The organism is Glycomyces sp. NPDC021274 (assembly GCF_040641195.1).
GTDB lineage: Bacteria > Actinomycetota > Actinomycetes > Mycobacteriales > Micromonosporaceae > Glycomyces.
In genome coordinates, this window is the sequence record NZ_JBFADC010000003.1 from 510,867 (window position 1) to 532,607 (window position 21,741).

At 69.3% G+C, this 21,741-nt stretch carries 20 protein-coding genes and 1 pseudogene; 10 read left to right on the forward strand and 11 right to left on the reverse strand.

The window, feature by feature from the left end; genetic code table 11:
- Position 1: 1 nt before the first annotated feature.
- The gene (locus tag AB0I03_RS09985) at positions 2-229 is read right to left on the reverse strand and encodes a hypothetical protein (RefSeq protein WP_360409436.1); all 228 of its coding nucleotides are present in this window, start codon (positions 227-229) and stop codon (positions 2-4) included.
- Positions 230-356: 127 nt separating this feature from the next.
- On the opposite strand from AB0I03_RS09985, the gene AB0I03_RS09990 reads away from it, so the two are divergent.
- Positions 357-731, forward strand: coding sequence for a GntR family transcriptional regulator (locus tag AB0I03_RS09990; protein ID WP_360409439.1), 375 nt, complete (start codon positions 357-359; stop codon positions 729-731).
- 190 nt (positions 732-921) lie between these two features.
- Positions 922-2,088, forward strand: coding sequence for a helix-turn-helix transcriptional regulator (locus AB0I03_RS09995; protein ID WP_360409442.1), 1,167 nt, complete (start codon positions 922-924; stop codon positions 2,086-2,088).
- On the opposite strand, the gene AB0I03_RS10000 is transcribed toward AB0I03_RS09995, so the two are convergent.
- From AB0I03_RS10000 to AB0I03_RS10015, 4 genes are all read right to left on the reverse strand, one after another.
- Complete coding sequence (locus tag AB0I03_RS10000) at positions 2,077-2,802, reverse strand: HEPN domain-containing protein (protein ID WP_360409445.1); 726 nt, start codon at positions 2,800-2,802, stop codon at positions 2,077-2,079. The two genes, AB0I03_RS09995 and AB0I03_RS10000, sit on opposite strands and share 12 nt — an antisense overlap.
- 716 nt (positions 2,803-3,518) lie before the next feature.
- Positions 3,519-5,588 carry a glycoside hydrolase family 36 protein gene (locus AB0I03_RS10005; protein WP_360409448.1) on the reverse strand — a complete coding sequence of 690 codons (2,070 nt, stop codon included), beginning with the start codon at positions 5,586-5,588 and terminating at the stop codon, positions 3,519-3,521.
- A gap of 187 nt (positions 5,589-5,775) precedes the next feature.
- A complete protein-coding gene (locus tag AB0I03_RS10010; protein WP_360409451.1) occupies positions 5,776-7,560 on the reverse strand; it encodes a cellulase family glycosylhydrolase in 1,785 nt (594 codons plus the stop codon).
- A 241-nt stretch (positions 7,561-7,801) separates the two neighbouring features.
- Entirely contained in the window at positions 7,802-8,431 is a 630-nt protein-coding gene (locus tag AB0I03_RS10015; protein WP_360409454.1) for a TetR/AcrR family transcriptional regulator, read from the reverse strand.
- 103 nt (positions 8,432-8,534) lie between these two features.
- Between AB0I03_RS10015 and AB0I03_RS10020 the strand changes: the two genes are divergently transcribed.
- The 4 genes from AB0I03_RS10020 (at position 8,535) to AB0I03_RS10035 (ending at position 11,089) form a co-directional block, all read left to right on the forward strand.
- Positions 8,535-8,714: a hypothetical protein gene (locus AB0I03_RS10020; protein WP_360409457.1), complete on the forward strand. Its 180-nt coding sequence runs from the start codon at positions 8,535-8,537 to the stop codon at positions 8,712-8,714.
- Complete coding sequence (locus AB0I03_RS10025) at positions 8,711-9,883, forward strand: FAD-dependent oxidoreductase (protein WP_360409460.1); 1,173 nt, start codon at positions 8,711-8,713, stop codon at positions 9,881-9,883. The genes AB0I03_RS10020 and AB0I03_RS10025 overlap by 4 nt, the downstream gene beginning before the upstream one ends.
- A 64-nt stretch (positions 9,884-9,947) precedes the next feature.
- Positions 9,948-10,361: a nuclear transport factor 2 family protein gene (locus AB0I03_RS10030; RefSeq protein ID WP_360409462.1), complete on the forward strand. Its 414-nt coding sequence runs from the start codon at positions 9,948-9,950 to the stop codon at positions 10,359-10,361.
- Entirely contained in the window at positions 10,358-11,089 is a 732-nt protein-coding gene (locus AB0I03_RS10035; protein WP_360409465.1) for a nuclear transport factor 2 family protein, read from the forward strand. Before AB0I03_RS10030 ends, AB0I03_RS10035 begins: the two co-directional genes overlap by 4 nt.
- A 68-nt stretch (positions 11,090-11,157) precedes the next feature.
- On the opposite strand, the gene AB0I03_RS10040 is transcribed toward AB0I03_RS10035, so the two are convergent.
- Entirely contained in the window at positions 11,158-11,406 is a 249-nt protein-coding gene (locus tag AB0I03_RS10040) for a zinc-binding dehydrogenase (RefSeq protein ID WP_360409468.1), read from the reverse strand.
- Between AB0I03_RS10040 and AB0I03_RS10045 the strand changes: the two are divergent.
- Together AB0I03_RS10045 and AB0I03_RS10050 are read left to right on the forward strand one after the other, a co-directional pair.
- Positions 11,345-11,515: pseudogene (locus tag AB0I03_RS10045) on the forward strand (helix-turn-helix domain-containing protein); the annotation flags it as partial. The gene AB0I03_RS10040 and the pseudogene AB0I03_RS10045 overlap by 62 nt on opposite strands.
- 194 nt (positions 11,516-11,709) lie before the next feature.
- The gene (locus tag AB0I03_RS10050) at positions 11,710-12,669 is read left to right on the forward strand and encodes a transcriptional regulator (RefSeq protein ID WP_360409471.1); all 960 of its coding nucleotides are present in this window, start codon (positions 11,710-11,712) and stop codon (positions 12,667-12,669) included.
- A 28-nt stretch (positions 12,670-12,697) separates the two neighbouring features.
- Here the strand turns inward: AB0I03_RS10050 and AB0I03_RS10055 are convergent, their stop codons facing one another.
- Positions 12,698-13,258, reverse strand: coding sequence for a VOC family protein (locus tag AB0I03_RS10055; protein WP_360409474.1), 561 nt, complete (start codon positions 13,256-13,258; stop codon positions 12,698-12,700).
- A gap of 181 nt (positions 13,259-13,439) precedes the next feature.
- Positions 13,440-15,305, reverse strand: coding sequence for a hypothetical protein (locus tag AB0I03_RS10060; protein WP_360409477.1), 1,866 nt, complete (start codon positions 15,303-15,305; stop codon positions 13,440-13,442).
- Between the two features lie 203 nt (positions 15,306-15,508).
- Here AB0I03_RS10060 and AB0I03_RS10065 point away from each other — a divergent pair, with 203 nt between their 5' ends.
- Positions 15,509-16,021 (forward strand): SigE family RNA polymerase sigma factor, encoded by a 513-nt coding sequence (locus AB0I03_RS10065; protein WP_360409480.1) that lies wholly within the window; start codon positions 15,509-15,511, stop codon positions 16,019-16,021.
- 17 nt (positions 16,022-16,038) lie between these two features.
- Positions 16,039-17,538 (forward strand): hypothetical protein, encoded by a 1,500-nt coding sequence (locus AB0I03_RS10070; RefSeq protein WP_360409483.1) that lies wholly within the window; start codon positions 16,039-16,041, stop codon positions 17,536-17,538.
- A 73-nt stretch (positions 17,539-17,611) separates the two neighbouring features.
- Here the strand turns inward: AB0I03_RS10070 and AB0I03_RS10075 are convergent, their stop codons facing one another.
- The 3 genes from AB0I03_RS10075 to AB0I03_RS10085 all read right to left on the reverse strand — a co-directional run bounded on the left by AB0I03_RS10075 (position 17,612) and on the right by AB0I03_RS10085 (position 21,721).
- A complete protein-coding gene (locus AB0I03_RS10075; protein WP_360409486.1) occupies positions 17,612-18,433 on the reverse strand; it encodes an MBL fold metallo-hydrolase in 822 nt (273 codons plus the stop codon).
- Positions 18,434-18,491: 58 nt separating this feature from the next.
- Positions 18,492-18,860 (reverse strand): YciI family protein, encoded by a 369-nt coding sequence (locus AB0I03_RS10080; RefSeq protein ID WP_360409489.1) that lies wholly within the window; start codon positions 18,858-18,860, stop codon positions 18,492-18,494.
- A gap of 131 nt (positions 18,861-18,991) precedes the next feature.
- Positions 18,992-21,721: an AAA family ATPase gene (locus AB0I03_RS10085; protein WP_360409492.1), complete on the reverse strand. Its 2,730-nt coding sequence runs from the start codon at positions 21,719-21,721 to the stop codon at positions 18,992-18,994.
- Positions 21,722-21,741 lie beyond the last annotated feature (20 nt).

A 21,741-nucleotide genomic window follows, 5' to 3' on the forward strand; every position in this document is an offset into this window, starting at 1 on the left:
CCTAGGAGAGTGAGAAGGTCGGGAGGCCGGGCGCGGTGGTGTCGCCGAGGACTCGGTCAATGTCGAAGGCCACGAACCGCTCCGGAGCAGGATCCGTGAGGTCGCGCTCGAGCTCGGCGAGGTCGGCCTCAATCCGGGGCCATTCGATCTCGATGGCGTCGAGGTCAGCGAACGTCGGCTCAGCGTCGAACCACTCCGGCCGGTCCGGCGTTGCGATTGAGGTCTTCATGCGGTTCTCCCTGGCGTCGAGGTGGGAAGCGGCCTTGATGCAATCCAGTAGACCATACGTCTAGACCACTAGTCAAGCACTCCAGCTCATCTAGGCTGTGAGACCTCTAGTGAGCTAGACTTCCGCCATGAGCGACGGCAACGACAGCAGGAACCCGACCTATCTGCGCATCGCGAATGAGCTGCGCAAACGCATCTTGAGCGGCAAGTACCCGATGGGGACCTACCTGCCGTCTCAGACGATCCTCGCGGACCAGGAGTTCAAGGCCGCGCGAATGACCGTGCGAGCCGCCATCGAGGTTCTGGAGAGCGAGGACCTTGTGAAGGCCATCCAGGGGCGCGGGACGCTCGTCCTCGAACGAGACGGCGTCCAAACGGACGCTCCGGCGGAGGTTGACGCGGGGGAAGCCATCCTTGCCCAGCTCGAAGAGCTTCAAGCCGAGATCACCGGTCTGTCGGACCGCGTTGCCCGGCTTGAGAATCAGCGGACTCAAGAGCAGTGACGCGCTTGTTGATGCCTCGCACCTGAACGCGCATTGCCTCGATTCGCTCAATAATCTCCGCTGCCTGGGTCCTTGAAATCTGTGCCATCATGGGACCAAGGTCCCAGGTGCGGCAGAAGTTGCCCAGACGTTCTAGGTTGCCTCGTTGACGTTGGCAACTAGGCAACCCCACGATGGAGGGATGAGGTCATTGTTCGCCGAGACGCTGCGCCGCCTCCTCCTCGAACGGGGCTGGTCACAGAACCGGCTTGCCGCCGCCATCCCGTGCAACAAGGGCCACCTATCGAAGCTCATCAACGGTCGCCAGAAGCCGTCCGAGGGCGTTGCCCAACGCTGTGACGAACTACTGAACGCCCGGGGCGACCTCATCGGAGCCGCGCACCTCGATATCGCCGCCGCCCGGGATCTTCGCCCCAACGAAACGGTGGAACTCCTAGAACGCATCCGCGCGACCGACACCAGCAGCACCACCATTGAAGCCCTCAGGTCCACGGTTGAAGACCTCTGTTGCCAGTACGCCACCACCGACCCGACCCAGCTCCGCGCGGAGGGACACAGGTGGCTTCGTGAAGTCGCTCGCTTGATGAAGCAACCTGTTGGGCTGCAAGCTCACAGGGAACTCTTGATCAACGCCGGATGGCTCGCGCTGCTCATTGGCTGCCTTGAGTACGACCTCGGTATGCGGGCCTCCGCCGAGGCAACCCGCATCATGGCATCGAACCTCGGCGTTGAGGCCGGAGCGCCTGAAATCCACGGTTGGGCGCTCGAAATGAAAGCGTGGATCGCCCTTACCCAGGGCCGCTATCCCGACGTCCTCAACGCGGTCGCCGAGGGCCGCCACCTTGCGGCAGGGCACAATGTTGCTGTCCAGCTCATCGGGCAGGAGGCCAAGGCGCTCGGTCGGCTCGGAGACGTTCAGGGCGTGCGCAGGGCACTCGACGAAGGGGCCGTGATCCTGGAGCGCTTCGAAGCACCCTCGCGCTCGGACAACCACTTCGCGATCGACCTTCCCAAGTGGCAGTTCTACGCCATGGACGCGTACTCGCAGGCACAGGACTACGACCTCGCGACCCAGTACGCGGGCGAAGTGATCAAGTTCGGGACGACGCCCAACGGCATCGAGATTTCGCCGATGAGGAACCAGGAGGCTCGCCTCGTCCTCGCGATCACGGCCGCCCGGAAGGGCGAACTTGACCAGGCCATCGAGCAGGCGGACCAGGTCTTCAAGTCCGAGCGGAAGTCTCTGCCATCTCTGCTCATGGTGGCAGGCGAACTATCCGGCGAACTCCAACAGCGATTCCCGGAAGAGAACGCCACCAGGGACTTCCAAGAGCGCCTTAGAGCACTAGCAGGATAATGCCCCTTGGGAAGATACATGGACCTCTAGGCGATTCAGTACCTTCTGACAGTAGTTAAGTCCGGCATGACACATCTCGACATAACTGGGAAGAGTGCGACTACGCTTTTTACGCGACCTCGGCAAGCGAACCGAGGAAGGAGTGAGGTCCATTTCATGCGCGATCTCGTTCCGAGCTTTAAAAAGCGCATTCAGGCTTTGCGATTCCTTATATAGCTCTTTTTCGGAATCAAGCCCCAACGCCGAAAGGACATTGACTACTTGAGTCTTGGACTGAAGGCTAGAGCCAGTGAGGTATTCGACGTACGCGGCCTGAAGATCTTCACCAGGAGTCTTGCTTACCAACAGGGCAGCTAGTTTACGAGGAGCTAGGTCTTGCCCATCCTTGAGATACCGCTCAATGAAATCTAGGTACTTCTCACTGGCGGTTTCTGAGTTCTCAATCCGAATCGAGACACAATGCCTGATTGCTTCCTTCAGCACAGCATCCACCCCGGCTCCCGCAAAAACCACAGCGGCTCTGAAAAGGTCCTGTTCCGGGTCCGTCAGCGCACCCCGGGTTCCGGTTCGCTGACCTCGCAGGGCCGGGTAGGTGGTTGCGATGAGGCTATCGACTGAGTCATAAGCCGCCGTAAGGAACTTTTGCGCCAAATACACCGGCGATTCGAGGGCGACTTCCGTCGGATCGAGGCCAGGAAGAGTGGTCAGAGCCATACTTACTTTTTACCCCACTGGTCGAGGGTTGTCATGCACTACTTCGGTTCCGCGTGTCCAAACTTTCTCTACTGAATCAAGGGCGCGCAAGCGCGCCTGGCGGTCGGCGCTCGGGACGGGCGTGCGGCTGGCGCCGGTCCCGCCCGACGCCGCCGCCGCCGAGAGCAGCGACCTGGGAAAGGTGAGCGCGGGGCGCTTGGGCGGCGACAGGGGACTCAGGGAACTCCGCTCCAAGATCGGCTTACCGCAGCGCTCATGTCGACGTAGCCCCGTTCACCATCGTGAGCGAGACCGAAATGGACGTAGTCCGCCGCCGTCGTGGCAGCGGACCGTGGCGGTCGGCGGCACCGCCGAAGGTGGGCCCCGCGGTACTCGGCGTCGACTCCGTCGCCGCCTTCGGCAAGGTGGCGAGTCCGTCGTGGACAACGCGCAAATATAGTGGTCTAGACGTCTAGTTCAATGGCATGGAAAAGGTCAGGGGTTCGAATCCCCTAAGCTCCACAAAAACTGACATATAGGGCATGAGGGATCATCACATTGATGATCCCTATTTCTTTTGTCCTGGATGTATGAAACAGGACATCAGCCGAGACGGTGACGATCCTGGTCGACTGTCTGGTCGCGGCCGAGTCGGTGGGCCGGGCCGCCGCGGTGATGCTGCCGCCGGTTGAAATGACCGCGCAGCAGGCTCCGGCGGCCCGGCTTTGGATCCTGGATCACCGCTGCGTTGTGAAGATCCTGGCGGCGGGTCCCGTCGGCAGCTCGATGACCGGTGTCTCGCCGTCGGTGCGGATCGTCCACTCCGGCAAGGCGACCGGGTAGACCTGTTTCAAGTCCTGCCCGCGCAGGCTTGGCAGCGCGACCTCGGCAGCCTCACCGCGCGACCACAGCGCCAGCAGCGACTCGGATCCGGCTTCGAGTTGCAGCGCGATCACGTCGTCCCCCCAGCCCGGAAGTCCCAGCGGCCACACCGGATGCGACCCGGCTATGCGATGCCGCCAGTCCTTATGCAGCGCAATGGCTTCGCGTACCAGCGCCGACTGCTCCGCGCTCAGCTCGTTGAGGAAACCGGAGAGGTAGAGCCGACCCATGACGCCCGCCGTCATAGCGAACGCCGTCTCCTCCAAGGTCATCGACGCGGCGGGGTACGCCCAGTTCCCCGCTTGCTCGGGAAGGACGCTCGCGGGAGCGGCCGCTGCGATCGGCGCGTACTTGCGGAAGTCCTCCTGGTCAGAGGTCGACTGCAGATGCGCCACCGAAAGGAGGTGGTAGTCCATGCGCATCGCGCCCGAACCGCAGTTCTCGAGCAGCACTCCCGGATGCCGGGCCTGCACGCCGAGCAGCCAGTCGCGGAAGGCACGGGTGTGGCCGAGCAGCCCGGCCCCTGGTGCGTCGGCGTCCACTTGGGTGCCGGCGCCTATGTTCCGGTTGTAGTCGAGCTTGAAGAACTCGAGCCCGAACTCGTCCACCAGCCGGTCGACCGTCTCGTCCAAGTGCGCGCGCGCTGCCGGATGCCGCAGGTCGAGCTGCAAGTTCCCCGACACGATCACCCGTTCGCCGAACCGCTGGAAGAACGCCTCGTCCGGCAGCCGCTTCGCCATCGGCGACTGGATCCCCACTGCTTCGGGTTCGAGCCACAGGCCTGGACGCATGCCGCTGGCGCGGATGGCGTCAATGACATGCAGCAGGCCGCCGGTGAACCGCTCGGGAGCTTCGAGCCACTCGCCTGCACTGGTCCACCAGCTGCCCTCGAGCGCGGCGAACCAGCCCGCGTCGATGCAGAAGTACTCCGCGCCGGCCTCGGCCGCCGAAGTGATGAGCGGCAGCAGCTTCTCCGTCGACGGCTCGCCCATGAGGGTGTTCATGTAGTCGTTGTAGACCACGGGCAGCCTTGCCTCGACCGGGCGCGCCTCGCGGATCGCGCGCCGGTAGCCGGTGAGGGCGGCGAAGGCCGCGTCCCGGCCGCCGTCGGTGACGCAGACGCCCGCGGGCACCGAGGTGAACGCCTCGCCCGGCGCCAGGCGCGCGGCGAACTGGTGGTGCCTGTCGGTCGCACCATGCACGCCCACGGTCACCGTGGCCCCGGTCTGCGCCACCTCCCAGTGCCAGCCCGCGCTGGTCTCGACCTGCCACGCGATCGAAGGGACGGTCTCGGCCGCGAGGATCCCGGTCGGCAGGAACGAACCGGTCGACCAGCTCCCGTGGCTGGTCAGCGAGAAGTGCCCGCGCGGGTGCTGGCCGCCGTGCATCGCCGGATCGATATCGGGCAGCAGCTCGCTCAACGGGCGCTGCCGCCAGCGCCCCTCCGCGCGCCATTCGCTCTCACCCCAGAGGAGGTCGTGCGCGCCGTCGGCGGGCACGGCCACGAGCGCCGAGCTCACCGAGAGCAGCACGAGACTCCGGTCGGCCGTGTTGCGCACGGTGTGCCGGATCTGGAGTCCTGGTCCCGCGGCGCGGAAGACGGAGACGACCTCGATGCCGAACTCCGGGGCGCGCTGGCGGATGCGCAGCTCGGTCTCGTCCGATTCGTGGCCCGCGTAGCGGAGCCGCTGCCCGGCACTCGAGTAGAGGAGGGCCTGGTCGTTGGAGGCGTCCTGCTCGACGCCGGCGGTGGTGACGTCGACGACCGCCCAGGGTGCGGCCGCTGAGGGCGCCTCTGGTGCGGTCGCGAGGCGCACCAGCCGCACGGGCCGGTCGTCGCGGTGGGCAAATTGCAGGTGGAGCCCGGGGAGAGCCCACTCGAAGGCCGGATCCTCGTCACGGTGCAACGGGGTTTGCGATGTCATTTACCAGTCCGCTCTCGATGGGAATATGTTGATGCGTCGACGCATCGGAGCCGGTGCTCAGGCTTGGGTCGAGCACTGAGAGCGGCGCGGGTCGTCCGCTGCCGTATTCGACTCGTTCGCTGCATGCAACCGTGAACCCGCCTCCGGGTGCGTGGGCACTCGCCCACGCACCCGGGTAGGTCGCTGTTTAAGCGTTGGTTCCGGTCACGGTCGTGCCGGTCTTGGTGATCGTGTAGTCGATCGTGCCGCCGCCCCAGAAGTGGAAGGTGAGGGTGACGGGCTCGTCGTCCCTGACCTCGTTGAGGAAGTCAGGGGTGAGGCTGATCGTGCCCGCGTCGTAGTCGGGCCGGTAGGTCCACCAGAACTCCTTGAAGGCGGTCCACGTGTGGGGCCCGGCATTGGTGCCGTCGGCGTACTTGGCCTCCATCGTGGAAAGCTCGTCGCCGTTGAACTCGGTCGGGATCGCGAAGCACGAGGCATTGCAGGCCTCCCACTGGGACCAAGGTACGGGCTCCGTGGTCCCGGTGAGGTCGGCGATCTGCGGCGCCTCGTAGGTGATGACGTTGATCCGCCACGGCACACCGCCCGAGAAGCGGGCTTCGATGGTGCTGTTCACGCCGTGCTCCCGGTCGCCGGAGAGGCGGGTGAGCGCGGCGGCCGTGAGGGTGAGCGTGTCGCCCTCGACCGTGTAGTCCTCGCCCTCGGCCAGCTCCGTGTCCCCCTGCCACAGGCCCCGGAACTCGAGGCCGTTGCGGTTGAGCGTGAGCGACTCGTCAGCGATGGTCCCGGCCTTCTCGAGGTAGATCGAGTCGAACGAGGCCGTGCCCGAACGCGTTGTCAGACCCGAGTCCATGTACGAGTACAGGTGCGGGTCGCGCCATTCGAGCGTGTGGCGGTTGAGGTACGAGCCGGCGTCCCACAGCATCAAAGTCAGGTGCTGCTCCCGGGCCTGGTACATGATGCCCTCGAAGAGCTTCAGGAGCTCGCCGTACTGCTGGGACTGGGGAGCGCCGGGGCGCGTGTAGTCGTAGCCGAGGACGCCCCACTCCCCGACGATGACCGGGATGTCGTTGTCGACGAACGTGTCGTTCACGCGCTGGAAGGTGTTCTCGAGGTCCTGCTGGGTCGCCTCGTCGTAGGTGGTGACCCCGGCGACGTTGACGCTGAAGGGGTAGAACCCGTAGAAGTGGACGGTCGCGGCGATCATGTCGTCGTCGAGCTCGTCGATGGTGGCCTTGAGCGCGTCCAGGTGCGGCTGCTCGGAGTTGGTGACCCATGTCGGCAGCACCAGGAGCCGGTCCGCGTTCTTCCCGCCGGTGGCGCGGACGACCTCGTGGAAGGCGACGTTGAGCGTGGCGGTGTGGGCGTCCTGGTTGGCCTCGTCAGTGGGGAACTGCGGTTCGTTGATGCTCTCGAACGACAGCTCGGACGGGTAGTCCTTGAACCGCTCGGCGATCTGGGTCCACATCGCGTTGAACTTCGCCAGCACGTTCTCGCGGTCGTCCGGCAGCTCCTTGGTGAACATCTGGTCGTGGATGTTGACCAGCACTTGGAGGTCGTTCGCGATCGCCCAGTCGACGACCTGCGCGACCCGCTCCATGCGCTCGGGGGCGATCGTGTAGTCCGGTCCCGGGCCGGTGTGCTCGTAGTCCCAGGCCACCGGGAGGCGGATCGAGTTGTAGCCCTCGGCTTTGATGGTCTGGAGGAGTTCCTCGGTGATCAGCGGGTTGCCCCAGGCGGTCTCACCGCCGGTACCGCCGAAGGCGTCGAGGGTGTTGCCGACGTTCCAGCCCGGCTGCATGGCCGCGACCTGCTCCATCGCCGTGACCGCATGGTCCGGCGGGGCGTGCGGCTCGCTCTTCGCTTGGGCGCTGGCGACGCCGAGCAGGCCCGCGGTCAGGGCGGTGACTGCGGCGACGGCGATCGCGCCGACGCGGATTCGTCTTCTATGGACAGTGCCTGTTGTTCTCACGGCTCTCCTTGGAAGAAGGTGGATTCCGTGAGGGTGCGGTGTTCGCCGCTGGAGGGGGGTCGATACTCCTAGTGCGCCACCAGACTAAGTTTGATGACCCAACTTTGTCAACAGGTCGATCTGCATTCCTCGATACCGTCGCGTCCCCTCCCGCGACGAGATGGCCGACGCAGGCGGCAGCTCGCGCTCCTCGAACCCGAACGCGATCCGTTGGGGCGCTCCGCAATGGACCGGCCCCGGCTCACAATGTCCAAGGGCCCGTTGATGGACGGATCACCAGTGGTGCAGGTGCCGTCAGTGGTTCGGCTCCGTCGGGTGTCAGACCTTGGAACAGGATCGCCAGGTAGCGGCACCAGCCGTCGCTGCCGGGATCCATGGTCCACAGTGTGCTGGTCAGCATCGCCATGATCCGGAGCAGGTCCTCGGGCACCAGGTCGGCGCGGAGGCGACCGGCGTCCTGCGCTTTTCGAGTCAGCAGTGTCATCGCGTCCCTGAACGGGGGATAGAACTCCGCGGTCAGGTCGGCGGCGCCGCGTGCCGCGGCCAAGGTGTTGAGCTCGCGGCTCGCCAGGCCCATGGCGGCCTCAGTCAGTGTGAGGAGGCCGCGCAGCGGGTCGTCGTCCTCCAGCGCCTGCTCGATCGCGGGTGTCAGGTCCTCGGTGACGGTCTGGCCCAGGGCGGCCCGGACCAGGTCCTCTTTGGTCGGGAAGTGGTTGTAGAGGGTCCGGATGCGCACGCCTGCACGCTGCGCGATCTCCTCGAGCGGCGCTTCGGGGCCGAGGTCGGCGAAGGCCGCGCGGGCGGCGCGCGCGAGGCGCTCGGCATTGCGCGCGGCGTCGGCGCGCAGTGGTCGCTCGGGTCCGCTGGGCATCCGACCAGGATAGCAACATGCAGCCAAATGCAAGATATGTTAGCATTTGCCCGCAAGTTGAACTTGCAGTTGAATGCAATATTCGACCAGGGTGGGGAGTTCAATGAGGCCTGACATCGGACTGTGCGAATACGGGACCGCAGCACGCGGCGCGTGGTTCGCTTCGGAAGCTGCGCAGAGATGGGACGGCGTCGCGATCTCGCCGATCGGGTCGGTCGGGTCGGTCGGGCAGGACGAGGGCGAACCGTCCAAGGCGGCCGTCGTCCATTCGGCCGCAGCATGAACCGGGTCGTGATCGTAGGCGCGTCAGCTGGTGGGCTGGCGACTGCGGTGGCGCTCCGTATCGAGGGGTACGACGGTGCCATCACGCTCGTCGGCGATGAAGCCGACGCACCGTACGACCGGCCGCCGCTGTCCAAGGGGTTCCTCTCGGAAGAGTGGGAACCCGACCGCCTGACACTGCTCACGGCCACCGACCTCGACACGCTCGACCTGGAACTGCGCCTCGGCACCCCCGCGACGGCGCTCAGCACCATCGATCGCGAGGTCACGCTGGCCGACGGCGCTCTCGTCCCCTACGACGCCCTCGTCGTCGCCACGGGCGTCCGCCCCCGAGTCCTGCCGGCTCGCCGGGACGGGGTGCATGTGCTGCGCACCGTCGCCGACGCGCTGCCTCTGCGGGAGCGGCTGGCACCGGGGCGCCGGCTGGTGATCGTCGGCGCCGGGTTCGTGGGCACCGAAGTCGCCGCGACCGCCCGCGCGCGGGGGGTCGAGGTGACGATGCTGGAGTCCGCGACGGCCCCACTGGCACACGAGATCGGCGAGGCGGCCGGGCACTTCCTGGCCGAGCTCCACCGCCAGCACGGCGTCGAAGTCCGCACTCACGCCGCGGTCACCGAGATCACGGCGGACGGCGTCCAGCTCGACGACGGGACCGCGGTGGAAGGCGACGACGTCCTCCTGGCGGTCGGATCCGAACCGAACACCGAGTGGCTGACCGCAGAGGACCTGAAAGTCCACAACGGACTCGTGTGCGACGAGTACTGCGCCGCCGCGCCCGACGTGTACGGCGTCGGCGATGTCGCCCGCTGGTACAACCCCCTGTTCGGTACGGAAATGCGGGTCGAGCACCGCAGGCACGCCTCCGAGCAGGCCGCCGCCGTCGCCCGGAACCTGCTCGAGCCCGACGACCGCGCCCCGTTCGCGCCGGTCCCGTACTTCTGGTCCGATCAGTACGACGTGCGGATCCAGGCTTACGGCCACCTGCGCGAGCACGACGACGCGGTCATCGTCTACGGCGACGTCGCGGCCCGCCGGCTCCTCGTCGCCTACCGCAACGGGGACCGCCTGACCGGGGTCCTCGCCGTGGGCCAGTCGCCGAGGGCCCTGCGCTCCTGGCGCGCCCTCATCGGCGCCCGATGCACCTGGCGCGCGGCACTCGCCATCGCCTGACGCCGTCAGCACCCACACAGACAACGACCCACCACCTCCGACAGAAAGGCTGTGACAGCAGCACATGGACCCGACCACCCTGCAGACGATCAACTCGATCGAAGCCCTCAAAGCCCGCTTCTTCCGCGCCCTCGACACCAAGGAGTGGGCCGAGTTCGAGTCCACCCTCGCCGACGACATCGAAGTCGACCACACCGCTCTGGACGGCCATCAGGCCACCGGCGCATCGAACTACGTGGCGCTCCTGCAAGAGGACTACGACGGCACGGTGACCGTGCACGACGCGCACATGCCCGAAATCGAACTCACCGCCGCAGACACCGCGGTCGGCACCTGGGCGATGCAGGTCCTGCTGGTCCGGCCGGACGGCCGGCGCGTCCTGGCGTTCGGACACCATCAGGACACCTACGGCCTGCAGGACGGCCGCTGGCTGATCACCACCTCCACGTCGACACGGCTGCAGGTGGACGAGACATGACGACCACGCAGCGAGGCCGCCGCACCGACTCGAGGACCACGCCGGAGACGAGCGGGCCGGCACGCACCGCGACATCAGATGCGTCCGTATCGAATGAGACCGTCGGCCGACCGCAGGCGCCGCTCTCGCACCGGGCCGGCCTCGCCCGCGGCTGGTGGTCGGCGCCGAAACGTCGGCGTCTCCTGCTCAGCGCCGGAGGCTTGGTAATCGGCGGCGGCGCGGCGTCGGCCCTGTGGCTGCACCAAGCGACAACGGCCGGCGCCGACCCCGAACCTCCGTCCGAGGGCGTCGAGCCTGCGGTCGCCGCGACGGCCGTCGCCGAAATCAAACAGGTCAAGGCCCGCTACTTCCGCGCGGTCGACACCAAGGACTGGGAGCTGCTCGAGGCACAGCTGACCGACGACGTGGTCGTCGACACGACCGGATCGGGCGGCCCCGTCCTCGTGGGATCGGACGCCTTCATCGCCTTCCTCCAATTGACGCTCAGTCCGGCCACGACCGTGCACCACGGGCACAGCCCTGAAATCGAGGTCACCTCGCCGACGACCGCGACCGGCGTGTGGGCGATGCAGGACCTCCTCGTCTACCCCGGCGAATCCCGGGTCCTCGGCTTCGGGCATTACCACGAGACCTACGAATCCGAAGGCGGCCCATGGCGGATCGCCAGCCTCAAGCTCACCCGAGTGCACATGGACCCGATCAGTCAACAGGAAACCTTCGGCATGTGAACCGCAATGTGGCGCAGGGCCGGGAGCCGCGCCTTTGACGAGGTTCTCGGCCCTACACCGCTTGAGGTTCAGGCGAGGACGACGACGTGCTTGCCCGGTGTCGTACCGGATTCCAGCTCGGTTCGGGCGTCGCGGACCTGCTCAAGGCCGCGGTAGACCCCGGCGACGGCGACGTGGAGTCGTCCGTCGGCGATCGCCCGCAGTTGATGGGCGAACACGTCGGCGGGCAGGTCCGCGGCAGCCGGCACCACCGCACGCGCGGTCATCGACGAGCGAAGGCTCCTGGAGGCCCGCCGCCTCCTCGGCACCGGCCGCACAGCCAAAGCGGTAGCCGCCCACCTCGGCTTTCCCGACACCGCGAACTTCGGACGGTTCTTCCGCAACCGCACCGGACTTCCCCCCGCGGCATACGCCGCGAGGCAGGCACATCAAGACACCGAATCCGGCCGCCCCGCCCCGCCTCGCGCTCACTCGGATGGGATCGCCCAGGTCAGTGATGCTCTCAACCGCCAATAGCGATAGTCCGGAGAAGGCTTGTCGGCGCCCTGGCGGGACCGGCCCGGTCGGCGTAGGAGCGAATGAGGACGGTAACTGTCACCGTTCCGAGGGAGGATCCGGGCATGTCCGATACGACCGGGCGCGCACTCGTGCTCCTCAATCTGCTGCAGTCACATCGCCATTGGTCCGCGCCCGAGCTCGCCCAGCGCCTCGGGGTCACGGTTCGGACCGTGCGGAGGGACGTGGAGCGGCTGCGCGAGCTGGGGTACAGGATCGACTCCACCGCGGGCGTGCACGGCGGCTACCGCCTCGCCGCGGGGGCGTCGCTGCCGCCGCTGCTGCTGTCCGATGAGGAGGCGGTCGCGATCGCGATCGGCCTGCGCCTGGTGGCGGCGGGCCGGGTGCGCCGCGGCGCCGAGTTCGCGCTGTCGGTCCTCGCCAAGCTCGAGCAGGTGCTTCCGGTGCGGCTGCGCCGCAGAGTGAGTGCGCTGGCTCCGACGCTGCCTCACGCGCCCGGGAGCAGCGGGGTCTCATCGGAGGTGCTCACCGATCTGGCGCTGGCGTGCCGCGACCGCGAGCGGGTGCGGCTCGGCTACGCGCCCGCCGGAGGCGAGCGGCAGGAGCGCCGCGTCGAGCCCCACTCGCTCGTCCCGGTCGGCGGGGACTGGTACCTCGTGTGCTGGGACCTCGATCGCGCCGACTGGCGGACCTTCCGCGTCGACCGCGTGCGGGACGTCGAGCCGCTGCGCGTCACGTTCGCGCCGCGCGCTCTGGCACCCGAGCGAGTGGAGGCGCTGGTCGCCGTCGCGCGGACCTGGGGGCCGCGCACGCAGGACGCGGCGGCGGTCCTGGACATGCCGATCGGGGCGTTCAAAGCCGCCTTCGGCGAGTGGTCGCAAGGCGCGAAGGCCGATGGCCCGGAGCGGACGCGCTGGCCGGTGGGGGGTGCGAGCGTGCGCGACATCGCCTACGGCCTCTCGTGGCTGCCGGCGGGGACCCCGTACCGGGTGGAACTCGCCGACGCCGACCGGGATGAGCTGCGGGAGCTGCTGCAGCACATGCTCACGGCGCTGGACCGGTGACCTTGCGAGGCCACCGGTCCAGCGTCGGCTAGCCGGCCTTCCGGGGGTCGGTGAGGCCGGTCAGGGCCTCGTCAAGGCTGGAGTGGATGTATTCGAGCTCAGGTGTGGTGAAGCTGCTCCAGTCCTCGGCCTCGTCCGTCTGCCACTCTGGTGCCGCCCCTTCCGTTTCCGGAGCCTGGGACCAGTCCTGGACGGCGTCCGGGTGGTGCCGGTACACCCACCAGAGGTTCGCCGCCGGGTCCTGGAACCGCGCGAGGGTGTCACCGAAGAAGTCGGTCGGGCGCGTGAGGGTCCTTCCGCCGAGTTGCTCTGCGCGCGCGAGCACCGCCTCCACGTCGTCGACGTAGACGCGGATGAGCGCTGGTGTGAACGGCCAGTGCGGTTTGCGGTCGGCGACGGTGAGCAGTGAATCGCCGATGCGCAGCTCGGCGTGCAGGATGAGGCCGTCGGTGTCGAGCGTGCGGGCTTCGGGGACGTCCTCTGCCGCGAAGACTTCGACGAGGAAATGGATGAGGGCGGCGGCGTCGTCGGCCAGGACGAACGGGTTCACGGTGTTCGATCCGGCCGGGACGGGAGGCGATCCGGTCATGGCGAGTCCTTTCAAACGAGTGTCTGGACATCCCATGATCATCGGCGACCAGGTCAGTTCCTGTCCGCATTCGCGGGCTCAGGGCGGCCCGGGGGCGATCGCCCCCGGGCCGCTTCCGCCGCTGCCTCAGGTGCGGGTCACGTGGTTCCCCGGGCCGGCTTCACACGGTCCGGTCGTGACGCTAGCGCAGGCCGTAGGAGCGGATCGTCTCGTGGGAGACGGTGTTGCCGGCCTCGTCGGCGGCGGTGAAGCGGACTGATACGAAGGCGGCGTCCTCGGGGAGGTCGAGGCTGGCGGTCGCGGTGTCGCCGTCACGGTCGAGCGCGACCTCGGTCCAGGACGCGCCGTCGTCATACGAGACCGCGAAGGTCATTGCGGCGCAGACCTGGTCGTCGGCCCCGGGCTGCTGCGCGAACTCGAGTGCGACGTCCTGGACGGTCCCCGCTTCGGCGTAGCCGTTCACGACCCCGGAGGCGGCGAACTCGACCACCGACACCGGCAGGACGGGGTTGCCTTCGGGGTCGTAGTCGAACGTCCACTCGGCTTCGGACCGGGTGCCCAGCGGCGTCCACGAGGCTTCGCGCTCGGTGGCCGCCGCAAGGGTCAGCCGGCCGGCCGCGACTTCGTCGATCCCCAGGCCGACCCCGATCTCGTCGTTCTGCGCCAGTATCTCGCCGTCCTGGAACAACGTGATCTTCCCGGGCAGGTACTCGCTTTGGACGCCCTCGCCGTTCGCCGACGAGGAGAACATCCACGGCCCGAAGTACAGCGACTCGTACCGGTCCCAGCGGACGAACGCGGCCGGGGGCCAGGGCTGGCCGTTGTTGTCGATGCCGACCGAGAGCGGCGCGTTGTTCCACGTCATGTCCTGCACCGAACCGGCCTCGAGCACCCCGCTGCGGTGGTGCACCAGGTCCCAGGCCGAGCCGGGCCCGCCCTCGTACGGGAAGTACGCGCGGTGCTCCCAGGTGAAGTCCTCGTCCGCAGTGAAGAACTCGGTGCGCGAGGACGGCAGTGCCACCTCGCCGGTGTTCGTGTAGAAGCCCGGCTCGTAGTCGGGGTGCCTGGGCAGGTCCTGCCTGGTGAACGCCCCCTTCGCGCCGAGGGTCTGGTAGTCGGCGTCGATCCGGGCCAGGTCCTCGTCGTGGACGGCCGGGGTCAGGTCGCCGCGGAAGCCGCGCGAGCCGTGCCGGAGCAGGCTGTAGCTGTAGGGGTCCGCGACCCCGCTGGGGCTCGTGAGCCCTTCGCGCACCACGTACCCCACGTCGTGGCCGCCGGTGAGCCTGCCCGTGGGCACCGCGTAGAGTTCGCCGCCGGGCGAAGCCCAGAACCCGAGGTAGGCGCCGTCGCCCTCTTGGACGTTCGGCGGGTAGCTGAAGACGTCGAGCTGGACGTTCCCCGACACGGCCTCGCGATCGAGGTCGAACCCGAGCGGCTTCGCCTTCTTGCCGTTGACGAGGAGCTCGACCGGTTTCGCGCCGACCCGGACCTCCTGGATCGACGCGATCACATCGGCCTCGTCGCCCTCGACTCCCTTGAGCATGAACGTGACCACGTGGTAGCGGCCGGGTTCGAGCGCGAACTGCGCCGTGCCGCCCTCGAAGTACTCGGGGCCGCCCTGCTCGGTCGTGCCCACCTTCGTCCAGGCCACGCCCGTCAGCTCCGGCGCGGACCCGTCCAGCCATGCGCCGGTGAGGGTCACGTTCGGTTCGGGCTCCGGTTCGGGTTCGGGCTCCTCGCCGCCGGGATCGTCCACATTGAACGCCTCGGCGTCGTACTCGCCGGCGGCCACCTCGTCGACTGCGTCCAGCGGTGTCAGGAGGCGCTCCCCGTCGGCGTTCTTCCCGACGCTGTAGGTGCCGCCGTCGATGTCCAGGACCCCGTCGGGCGCGATGCCCACGGCCTCCCCGGTCGGCAGCACCACCTCGGTCGTGCTCTCCTGCATTACCGTGGGAGCCGGTGCCTCCGGCTCCTCCGCCGCCGCGGCGCCGGGGACCAGCCCCGCACCCGCCAGCGCCGCAGCCGCGGCGATGAATCTCGTGCGCATCGAACCTCCAAAGCAGATGGCATCGCTGTCACGGTGCATACGCCCGGTCCGTCACCGCCCGTTGGCAGGACCGGCGTCCGGAAAGGTCCGACGCGGATCGACAACCGCGCCCCCCGCGCCGGAGTAATCAACGTGCCGGACCTCGCCCGCATCCACCGTCGACGGGCGAACCGGCCCCACACCCGCCACCCGAAAGAGGCCCTGTGAGCAAGAGGGAAAGGTACGAGGCCGAGTTCGAGACATTCGCGCTCGCACAACGCGACGGCCTCCAGCGATACGCGTACTACCTGTGCGGGGACTGGCACCAGGCCGACGACATCGTCCAGAAGGCGCTGGCCAAGCTGTTCGCGGCCTGGCCGCGCGTCGATCCGAACGGTGCGCCGGCGTATGTGCGCCGCATCGTCACCAACGTGTTCTTCTCGCACCGCCGCCTGGCATGGGTGCGGCGCGAGCAGACGGTCGAGACGATGCCGGTGCAGTCCCTCGGCCGCCCGCAGGAGGAGGTCGACCTGCGGCTCACCGTCGCCCGCGCGCTCGACCGCCTCACGCCCCGGGAGCGCGCCACGCTGGTGCTGCGCTACTGGGAGCAGCTGTCGGTCGACGAGACCGCCGCGGCCCTCGGGTGCTCCGCCGGAACCGTGAAGAGCCAGACCGCAAGGGCCATGGGCAAACTGCGCCACCAGCTGGATGACGTCGTCATCCTCGCCCGGGCATGATGAAAGGAAGCGATGCAATGAGCCCGCACCTCGACCCCGAGACCGCGTTCGCGGCTGCCCGGCCCGACGACCCGTCGCCGGGCAGCGCCGTCGACGTCAGGCAGGCCGTGCGCGAGGGGTACCGCGCCCGGCGCCGCCGCCGCGCCGTCCTCGGCGGCGCGACCGCGACCGGCGTGTGCGCCGTCGCCGCCGTGCTCGCCCTGTCCGTCACCGGCCTCCCCGCCGCCGAGCCGGAACCGCGGGAGTTCGCGGCGGGCGAGGAGTTCGGGTTCGACCCAGCGACCGCCGGCTACCCGGAAGCCGAATTCGGCCACGACTGGGCGGCGCCCCAGCCGGCGCTGCAGGAGGCCGCCGATGCGGTCTTCGGCCCCCTGGCGATCGAGGCCGGGATCCTCGAGGACGGCGATCTCGACTACGAGCTGCCGTCCGATGCGGCCATTCAGGACATGATGGACGAGCACGGCTTCGGCTACTTCGACGCGCTCTCCGAGATGGGGTACCAGCACCTGCCGCTCCACTTCGACGCCTGGTCGGTGCCGGCCGCCGACGGGCAGGTGTTCCTGCGCGGCTTCATGGCCGACGACGGGGAGGACACCGAGCATCCGGCGTTCACCGTCACGGCGCTCCAACCCGGCGGATGGACCATTGAGCCCGGCCCGACCGGCCCCGCCCTGTTCCCGCAGCACCTCATCAGCGACCAGGCGTCCTGGACCGAGGAGGCCCCCGAGTTCACCTCCGAGGACCTGGAGGACGGGCGCACGATCATGCTCGCCGACCACGGCTGCGCGCTGGAGGCCGCCGTCGTCTACCCCAACGGGTCCGCGCTCACGTCCACTTGGGACCTCGACTGCCATGGCCAGGGCCGGGAAATGACCGTCGAGCAGCTGCGCGAGGCGATGCTCGCGATGCCGCAGATCGAGTACGACACCAGTGAACTCGCGCCGGCCGAGGCGCTCCCGGACTTCCCGCCCGCATGGGCGTACGACGCGGACTGGGAGACCGAGGCGGCCGCTGACGCGCAGGCCAGCATCGACGCCGCCACCGCCACCCTCGACGCCGTCCACCCCGGAATGGAGGTGACCTCGTCGGGCCCCGCGCAGCTCGAGACGGCCTCCGACCAGGCGCAGCGGTCCTACTTCGCGTCCTACAACATGCCGTTCGAGGACGCCTCGGGATACCCGGTCCATGCCTCGGTCTGGTACCACCTGCCCGGCGGGTGGCTGGCCGGCCTGACGCCGGAGGGGTCCACCGCCGAGGTGTACCTCATCGGCTGCGAGAGCGAGAAGGACGACGTCTGCGAGGAGACCGAGGTCGACGGCCGCACCGTCGCCACCCGCACCTTCAGCATCGGCGCGACCACCTCGACCTGGGTGGCCGTCTTCGACCCCGCCGGGTGGGCGGTCGTGTTCGAGACGATGGCCGAGGGCCCGCTCGACGACTACGCCTACGACGACCTCGTCGCCCTCGCGCTCGCACTCCCGGCGCCCGTCTACGACGCCGAGGAGTACGACCGCTAGCGGCGCCCGACCGGACACCGTGCCGCGCAAGACGACAGGGGCCTTCTCGAGGAAGGCCCCTGTCGTCGTGCTCTCAGCGCCCGTGGCGCTCGGCGAGGCGTCGGACCTGCTCGGCGGCGATGTCGGTGGTCCATTCCCAGCCGGGCTTCGCCGTCGGCCCGACCCTCGGGTCGCGGGGGACGCGGCCCTCGCACAAGGCGAGGACGTACGCCCGGTCCCGCTCGATCCGGGCTCGCACCTCGTCCGCTCCGCCGACCGACCCGTGGCCGGGGATGACGGTACCGACCTGCGCGGCCACGTCCTGGAGGCGCTGCAGTCCGACGAGGTACTCCGCGATCGGGTCGTTGGCGTCGTTCAAGGTGTCGAGGTTCGGGACCAGGACGTCGGAGAGCATGTCGCCGGCGATGAGCACGCCGCACTCCCTGATGAGCAGCGCCGCATGGCCCGGTGCGTGCGCCGGATGCTCGATCACCTCGACTCGCGGTCCCTCCCATGGGATCTGCGTCGCCTCGGCAGGCAGGGCGGTGATGAGGCCGAACAGGTCCAGCGGGGTCTCCTCGGCGATCTCCGGAGGCAGTCCGGCGGCGGCGTGCGCCTTCCAGTCCGGGTCCGAACGGAACTCGCGCATGACCGCCGCGCACCGGGCCGTGCCGTAGCGGGGCGCGTCGCCGAGGTCCGGGTGCCAGAGCACGTGGTCCCAGTCGGGGTGCGTCGCGAAGCCCGCCGCGACGCCCTGGCCCAGTTCGCGAAGATCGCTTGCGAGGCAGGCCATCTCGGACTCGGTGAGCCCGGGGTCGACGACCAGCGCACCGGACGCGCCCTGCACCACGACGGCGTTGTTCTCGAGCAGCGCGCTCTGGTGGGTCAGCACCCCCTCCGCGACCTGTCTCAGCATGGGACGACCGCGACCGGGTGGGATCGAACGCCCGCCTGGGTGCAGGCTTCGTGCGGGTTCACGCGGGCGGCGCCTCTTGGAGGGCGCGCACCTCGACGCGGCTCTGCAGCGCCCGGGAGGCCTGCTTGGCCCATTCGATCGCATCGTCGTCGTTGTCGGCCTCGATCACCCAGAAGCCGCCGAGGTACTCCTTGGCCTCAGCGAAGGGGCCGGGGGTGAACTCCGGACCGCTGCCCGTGGCGTCCACTGTGGTCGCGGTCGACGGCGGCTGCAGGCCGCCCGCGAACACGAAGGCGCCGGTCTCCTGGAGCGCCGTGTTGAAGGCCCCCACCTGCGCCATGACCTCCTCCAGCTCCGCGGGGTCCATGGTCGCCATCGTCGGCTCCTCGGCGGAGTCGTGGGGGAGGCTGAGGAAGTACTGGGTCATGACCTGCTCCTTGATCGCTGCTGCTCGGTCGTTCCGAGTGCTGTCGCAGACGTTACGGAGGAGGCCCCTGACGGCGCATCAGTCATCGTGACCGGCTTCGGGTGGCGGACTACCGGCGTCGGGCGAGGGGCTCAGGCCTCGGCGACGAGGCCGGCCAGCTCGCTGCGGGCCGTCACGCCGAGCTTCGGGTAGGCCTTGTAGAGGTGGTGGCCGACGGTGCGCGGACTGAGGTAGAGCTGCGCGGCGATCTGCTTGTTGGTGTGCCCGGCCGCGGCCAGTTGCACCACCTGCAACTCCTGCGGGGTGAGCAGGGCGAGGGGGCCGGTGGCGCGATGCTCGGTGCTGGTCCCGCCGAAGGCGGCGAGCTCGCCGCGGGCGCGTTCGGCCCACAGGCTCGCGCCGATGCGCTCGAACCCGGCGACCGCCGCCTCGAGGTGGGCCCGGGCCTCGGTGCGCCTGCGGTGCCGGCGCAGCCATTCGCCGTAGACCAGCCGGGTGCGCGCGTGGTCGTACGGGCCGCCGTACCGCTCGTGCAGCCGCAGGCCTTCGATATAGCGCGCTTCGGTCTCGTCGTCGTCGGTCAGGAGCGCGCGGCAGCGCAGCGCGAGCCCGGAGGTGACCGGCCGGTCGACGTGCTCGGCCCAATGCGCGAACGCCGCCAGCGCTTCCTGTGCCCGGTCCGGCTCGCCGCTGCGCGCGGCCGCCTCCACCAGGTCGGGTACCGCGCGCATCAGCACGTCGCGGCGGGCGGGGCCGCGCCAGACCCGCTCGAGACCTTCGAGCGCCGGCGCGAACCGTCTCGCGGAGAGGTCGAGCACCGCCAGGCCCCATGCCCCGATCTCCGCGTTCACGCGGTGCCTGCTCTGGGCGTCGGGCAGCACTTCGGCGGCCAGGTCGCGGCAGCGGGACTCCTCGCCGGACACGGCGTGGAGCCACACCTCGATGGACTGGTGGGCGAGCCGCTCGGTCGCGTTGCCGAACTCCTCGCTGACTGCCGCGCCTTCCGCGACATGCGTGCGGGCGTCGGCGAACTCGCCGCGGAGCAGCCGCGCCACGGCGAGCACGTTGAGGAGGTAGGGGACCCAGCCCAGCGCTCCGGTCGCCCGCGCTTGGGCGAGCATGGCCTCGGTCACGTCGACGACGTCGTCGTCCGCGGCGATGAGGAGCCCGCCGACAGCCGCGGTCATCCGATGCGTCAGTTCGAGGTCGCCGCTGCGTGCGTCAGCCAGAAGCTCGCGCATAGGGGCGACGGCCGGCTTCGGGCTTCCGGAGAACAGCTCCTCCCACGCGAGGAGCGCGGCGACCACGGCCGCCCAGTGCTGGGGCGGCGTGAACTCGCGCAGCAGGCCTGCGGCGCGTTGCAGGAGGTCGTGGGCCGCCCCGTGCCGGGCGGCGTGCACGGCTTCGTAGAGCGCGAGCGCGGCGTGTTCGGGGTCGCTGTCGCGCACCAGCGCGCCGGCTTCGATCGTCAGTTCCGCGTCGAGCCGCGGCGAGGTGCGCTCGTAGGCCACGGCGCCTTGGGCGTAGATGGCCTCGGCCCGGACGCCGGGGTCGTCGGTCAGTGACAGCGCTTCGGCCGCCAGCCGGGCGGCCCGGTCGGGCTTGCCCGCGTCGAACGCGGCCTGGGCGGCCCTGGCGATGCGGCGGGCTTTCGGCTGCGGGTCCGTGCTGAGTCGACCGGCGCGTTCGTAGGCGACGGACACGGCCATCGCGCCGCCGCGGTCCCGGGCGCGCTCGGCGGCGCCTTCGAGCTCGGCCGCCACCGCCTCGTCGGGGGCGGTCGCGGCGGCGGCGAGGTGCCAGGCGCGGCGGTCGGCATCCGCGTCGGCGGTCAGCGCGTCGGCGTACGCGCGGTGCACCTCGACCCGTCGATGCAGCGGCTCGCCGCGGTAGGCGGCCGCGCGCACCAGCGGATGCCGGAACGCGAGGCGGGTGTCGATCCGGACCAGGGTGGCGCGTTCCGCGGGGGCCAGGTCGGCGGCGGCACCGCCGAGCGCCTCGACCACGCGCAGGATCGCCTCGAGCGGTGCCGTGGAGTCCGCCGCGGCGACCAGGAGCGCTCGTCGTGTCGCGTCGGGAAGCTCCGCGATCTGCCGTCGGAACACCTCCTGGATGCGGACGGGCACCGGCAGGGTGCCGACCATTCCGGCCGGGTCGGCGGCGTCGGCGTCCTCGGTCTCACGGCGGATCGATCCGAACTCGATGAGCGCCAAGGGGTTGCCGGCGGATTCGGCGAGCACGCGGGCCCGCAGCGGGTCCGCCAGTTCGGGCGCGTGGTCGTCGAGCATCCGGGCGGCGTCCCGCGCCGTGAGGCCGGGCAGCTGCATCACCTCGATGCCGGGGGTCTCGAACGGCATCGACGTCTCGCGCACCGCGAACAGCATCGCGATCGGGTCGGCCGCGAAACGACGGGCCGCGAAGAGCAGCGCCTCCGCGGAGCCCTGGTCGAACCACTGCAGATCGTCGACGACGCAGAGCAGCGGGGCCTCCTCGGCCGCGTCCGCGAGCAGCGCCAGGGTGCCGGCGGCGATCAGGAACCGGTTCGCCTCACCGCTCTCCAGCCCGAAGGCGCCGCGCAAGGCCGCGGCCTGCGGTGCGGGCAGCGCCTCCAGCCGGTCCAGCTGCGGGTACAGCAGCTGGTGCAGGCCCCCGTACGCCAGCTTGGAGTCGGATTCGACCCCGGTCCCGCGAACCACCTGGAAGCCTTCGGATGCCGCCGCCGACGCCGCGCGGTCGAGCAGGACCGACTTGCCGATGCCCGCCTCGCCCCGCACCACGAGCGCACCGCTGCGCTCGGCACGCGCCTCCGCCAGGAGCCGTTCGATCCGCCTGAGCTCGTCGTCTCTTCCCACCAGCGACATGCGGTCACGATAACCCGTTC

Excerpts from the sequence above, each read along its gene's own strand:
- AB0I03_RS10030 (WP_360409462.1), top strand. The coding sequence starts at position 9,948 with ATGGACCCGACCACCCTGCAGACGATCAACTCGATCGAAGCCCTCAAA.
- AB0I03_RS10020 (WP_360409457.1), top strand. The coding sequence starts at position 8,535 with ATGAGGCCTGACATCGGACTGTGCGAATACGGGACCGCAGCACGCGGC.
- AB0I03_RS10070 (WP_360409483.1), top strand. The coding sequence starts at position 16,039 with ATGAGCCCGCACCTCGACCCCGAGACCGCGTTCGCGGCTGCCCGGCCC.
- AB0I03_RS09990 (WP_360409439.1), top strand. The coding sequence starts at position 357 with ATGAGCGACGGCAACGACAGCAGGAACCCGACCTATCTGCGCATCGCG.
- AB0I03_RS10025 (WP_360409460.1), top strand. The coding sequence starts at position 8,711 with ATGAACCGGGTCGTGATCGTAGGCGCGTCAGCTGGTGGGCTGGCGACT.
- AB0I03_RS10050 (WP_360409471.1), top strand. The coding sequence starts at position 11,710 with ATGTCCGATACGACCGGGCGCGCACTCGTGCTCCTCAATCTGCTGCAG.
- AB0I03_RS10055 (WP_360409474.1), bottom strand. The coding sequence starts at position 13,258 with ATGACCGGATCGCCTCCCGTCCCGGCCGGATCGAACACCGTGAACCCG.
- AB0I03_RS09985 (WP_360409436.1), bottom strand. The coding sequence starts at position 229 with ATGAAGACCTCAATCGCAACGCCGGACCGGCCGGAGTGGTTCGACGCT.
- AB0I03_RS10075 (WP_360409486.1), bottom strand. The coding sequence starts at position 18,433 with ATGCTGAGACAGGTCGCGGAGGGGGTGCTGACCCACCAGAGCGCGCTG.
- AB0I03_RS10060 (WP_360409477.1), bottom strand. The coding sequence starts at position 15,305 with ATGCGCACGAGATTCATCGCCGCGGCTGCGGCGCTGGCGGGTGCGGGG.
- AB0I03_RS10035 (WP_360409465.1), top strand. The coding sequence starts at position 10,358 with ATGACGACCACGCAGCGAGGCCGCCGCACCGACTCGAGGACCACGCCG.
- AB0I03_RS10080 (WP_360409489.1), bottom strand. The coding sequence starts at position 18,860 with ATGACCCAGTACTTCCTCAGCCTCCCCCACGACTCCGCCGAGGAGCCG.
- AB0I03_RS10085 (WP_360409492.1), bottom strand. The coding sequence starts at position 21,721 with ATGTCGCTGGTGGGAAGAGACGACGAGCTCAGGCGGATCGAACGGCTC.
- AB0I03_RS10015 (WP_360409454.1), bottom strand. The coding sequence starts at position 8,431 with ATGCCCAGCGGACCCGAGCGACCACTGCGCGCCGACGCCGCGCGCAAT.
- AB0I03_RS10000 (WP_360409445.1), bottom strand. The coding sequence starts at position 2,802 with ATGGCTCTGACCACTCTTCCTGGCCTCGATCCGACGGAAGTCGCCCTC.
- AB0I03_RS10005 (WP_360409448.1), bottom strand. The coding sequence starts at position 5,588 with ATGACATCGCAAACCCCGTTGCACCGTGACGAGGATCCGGCCTTCGAG.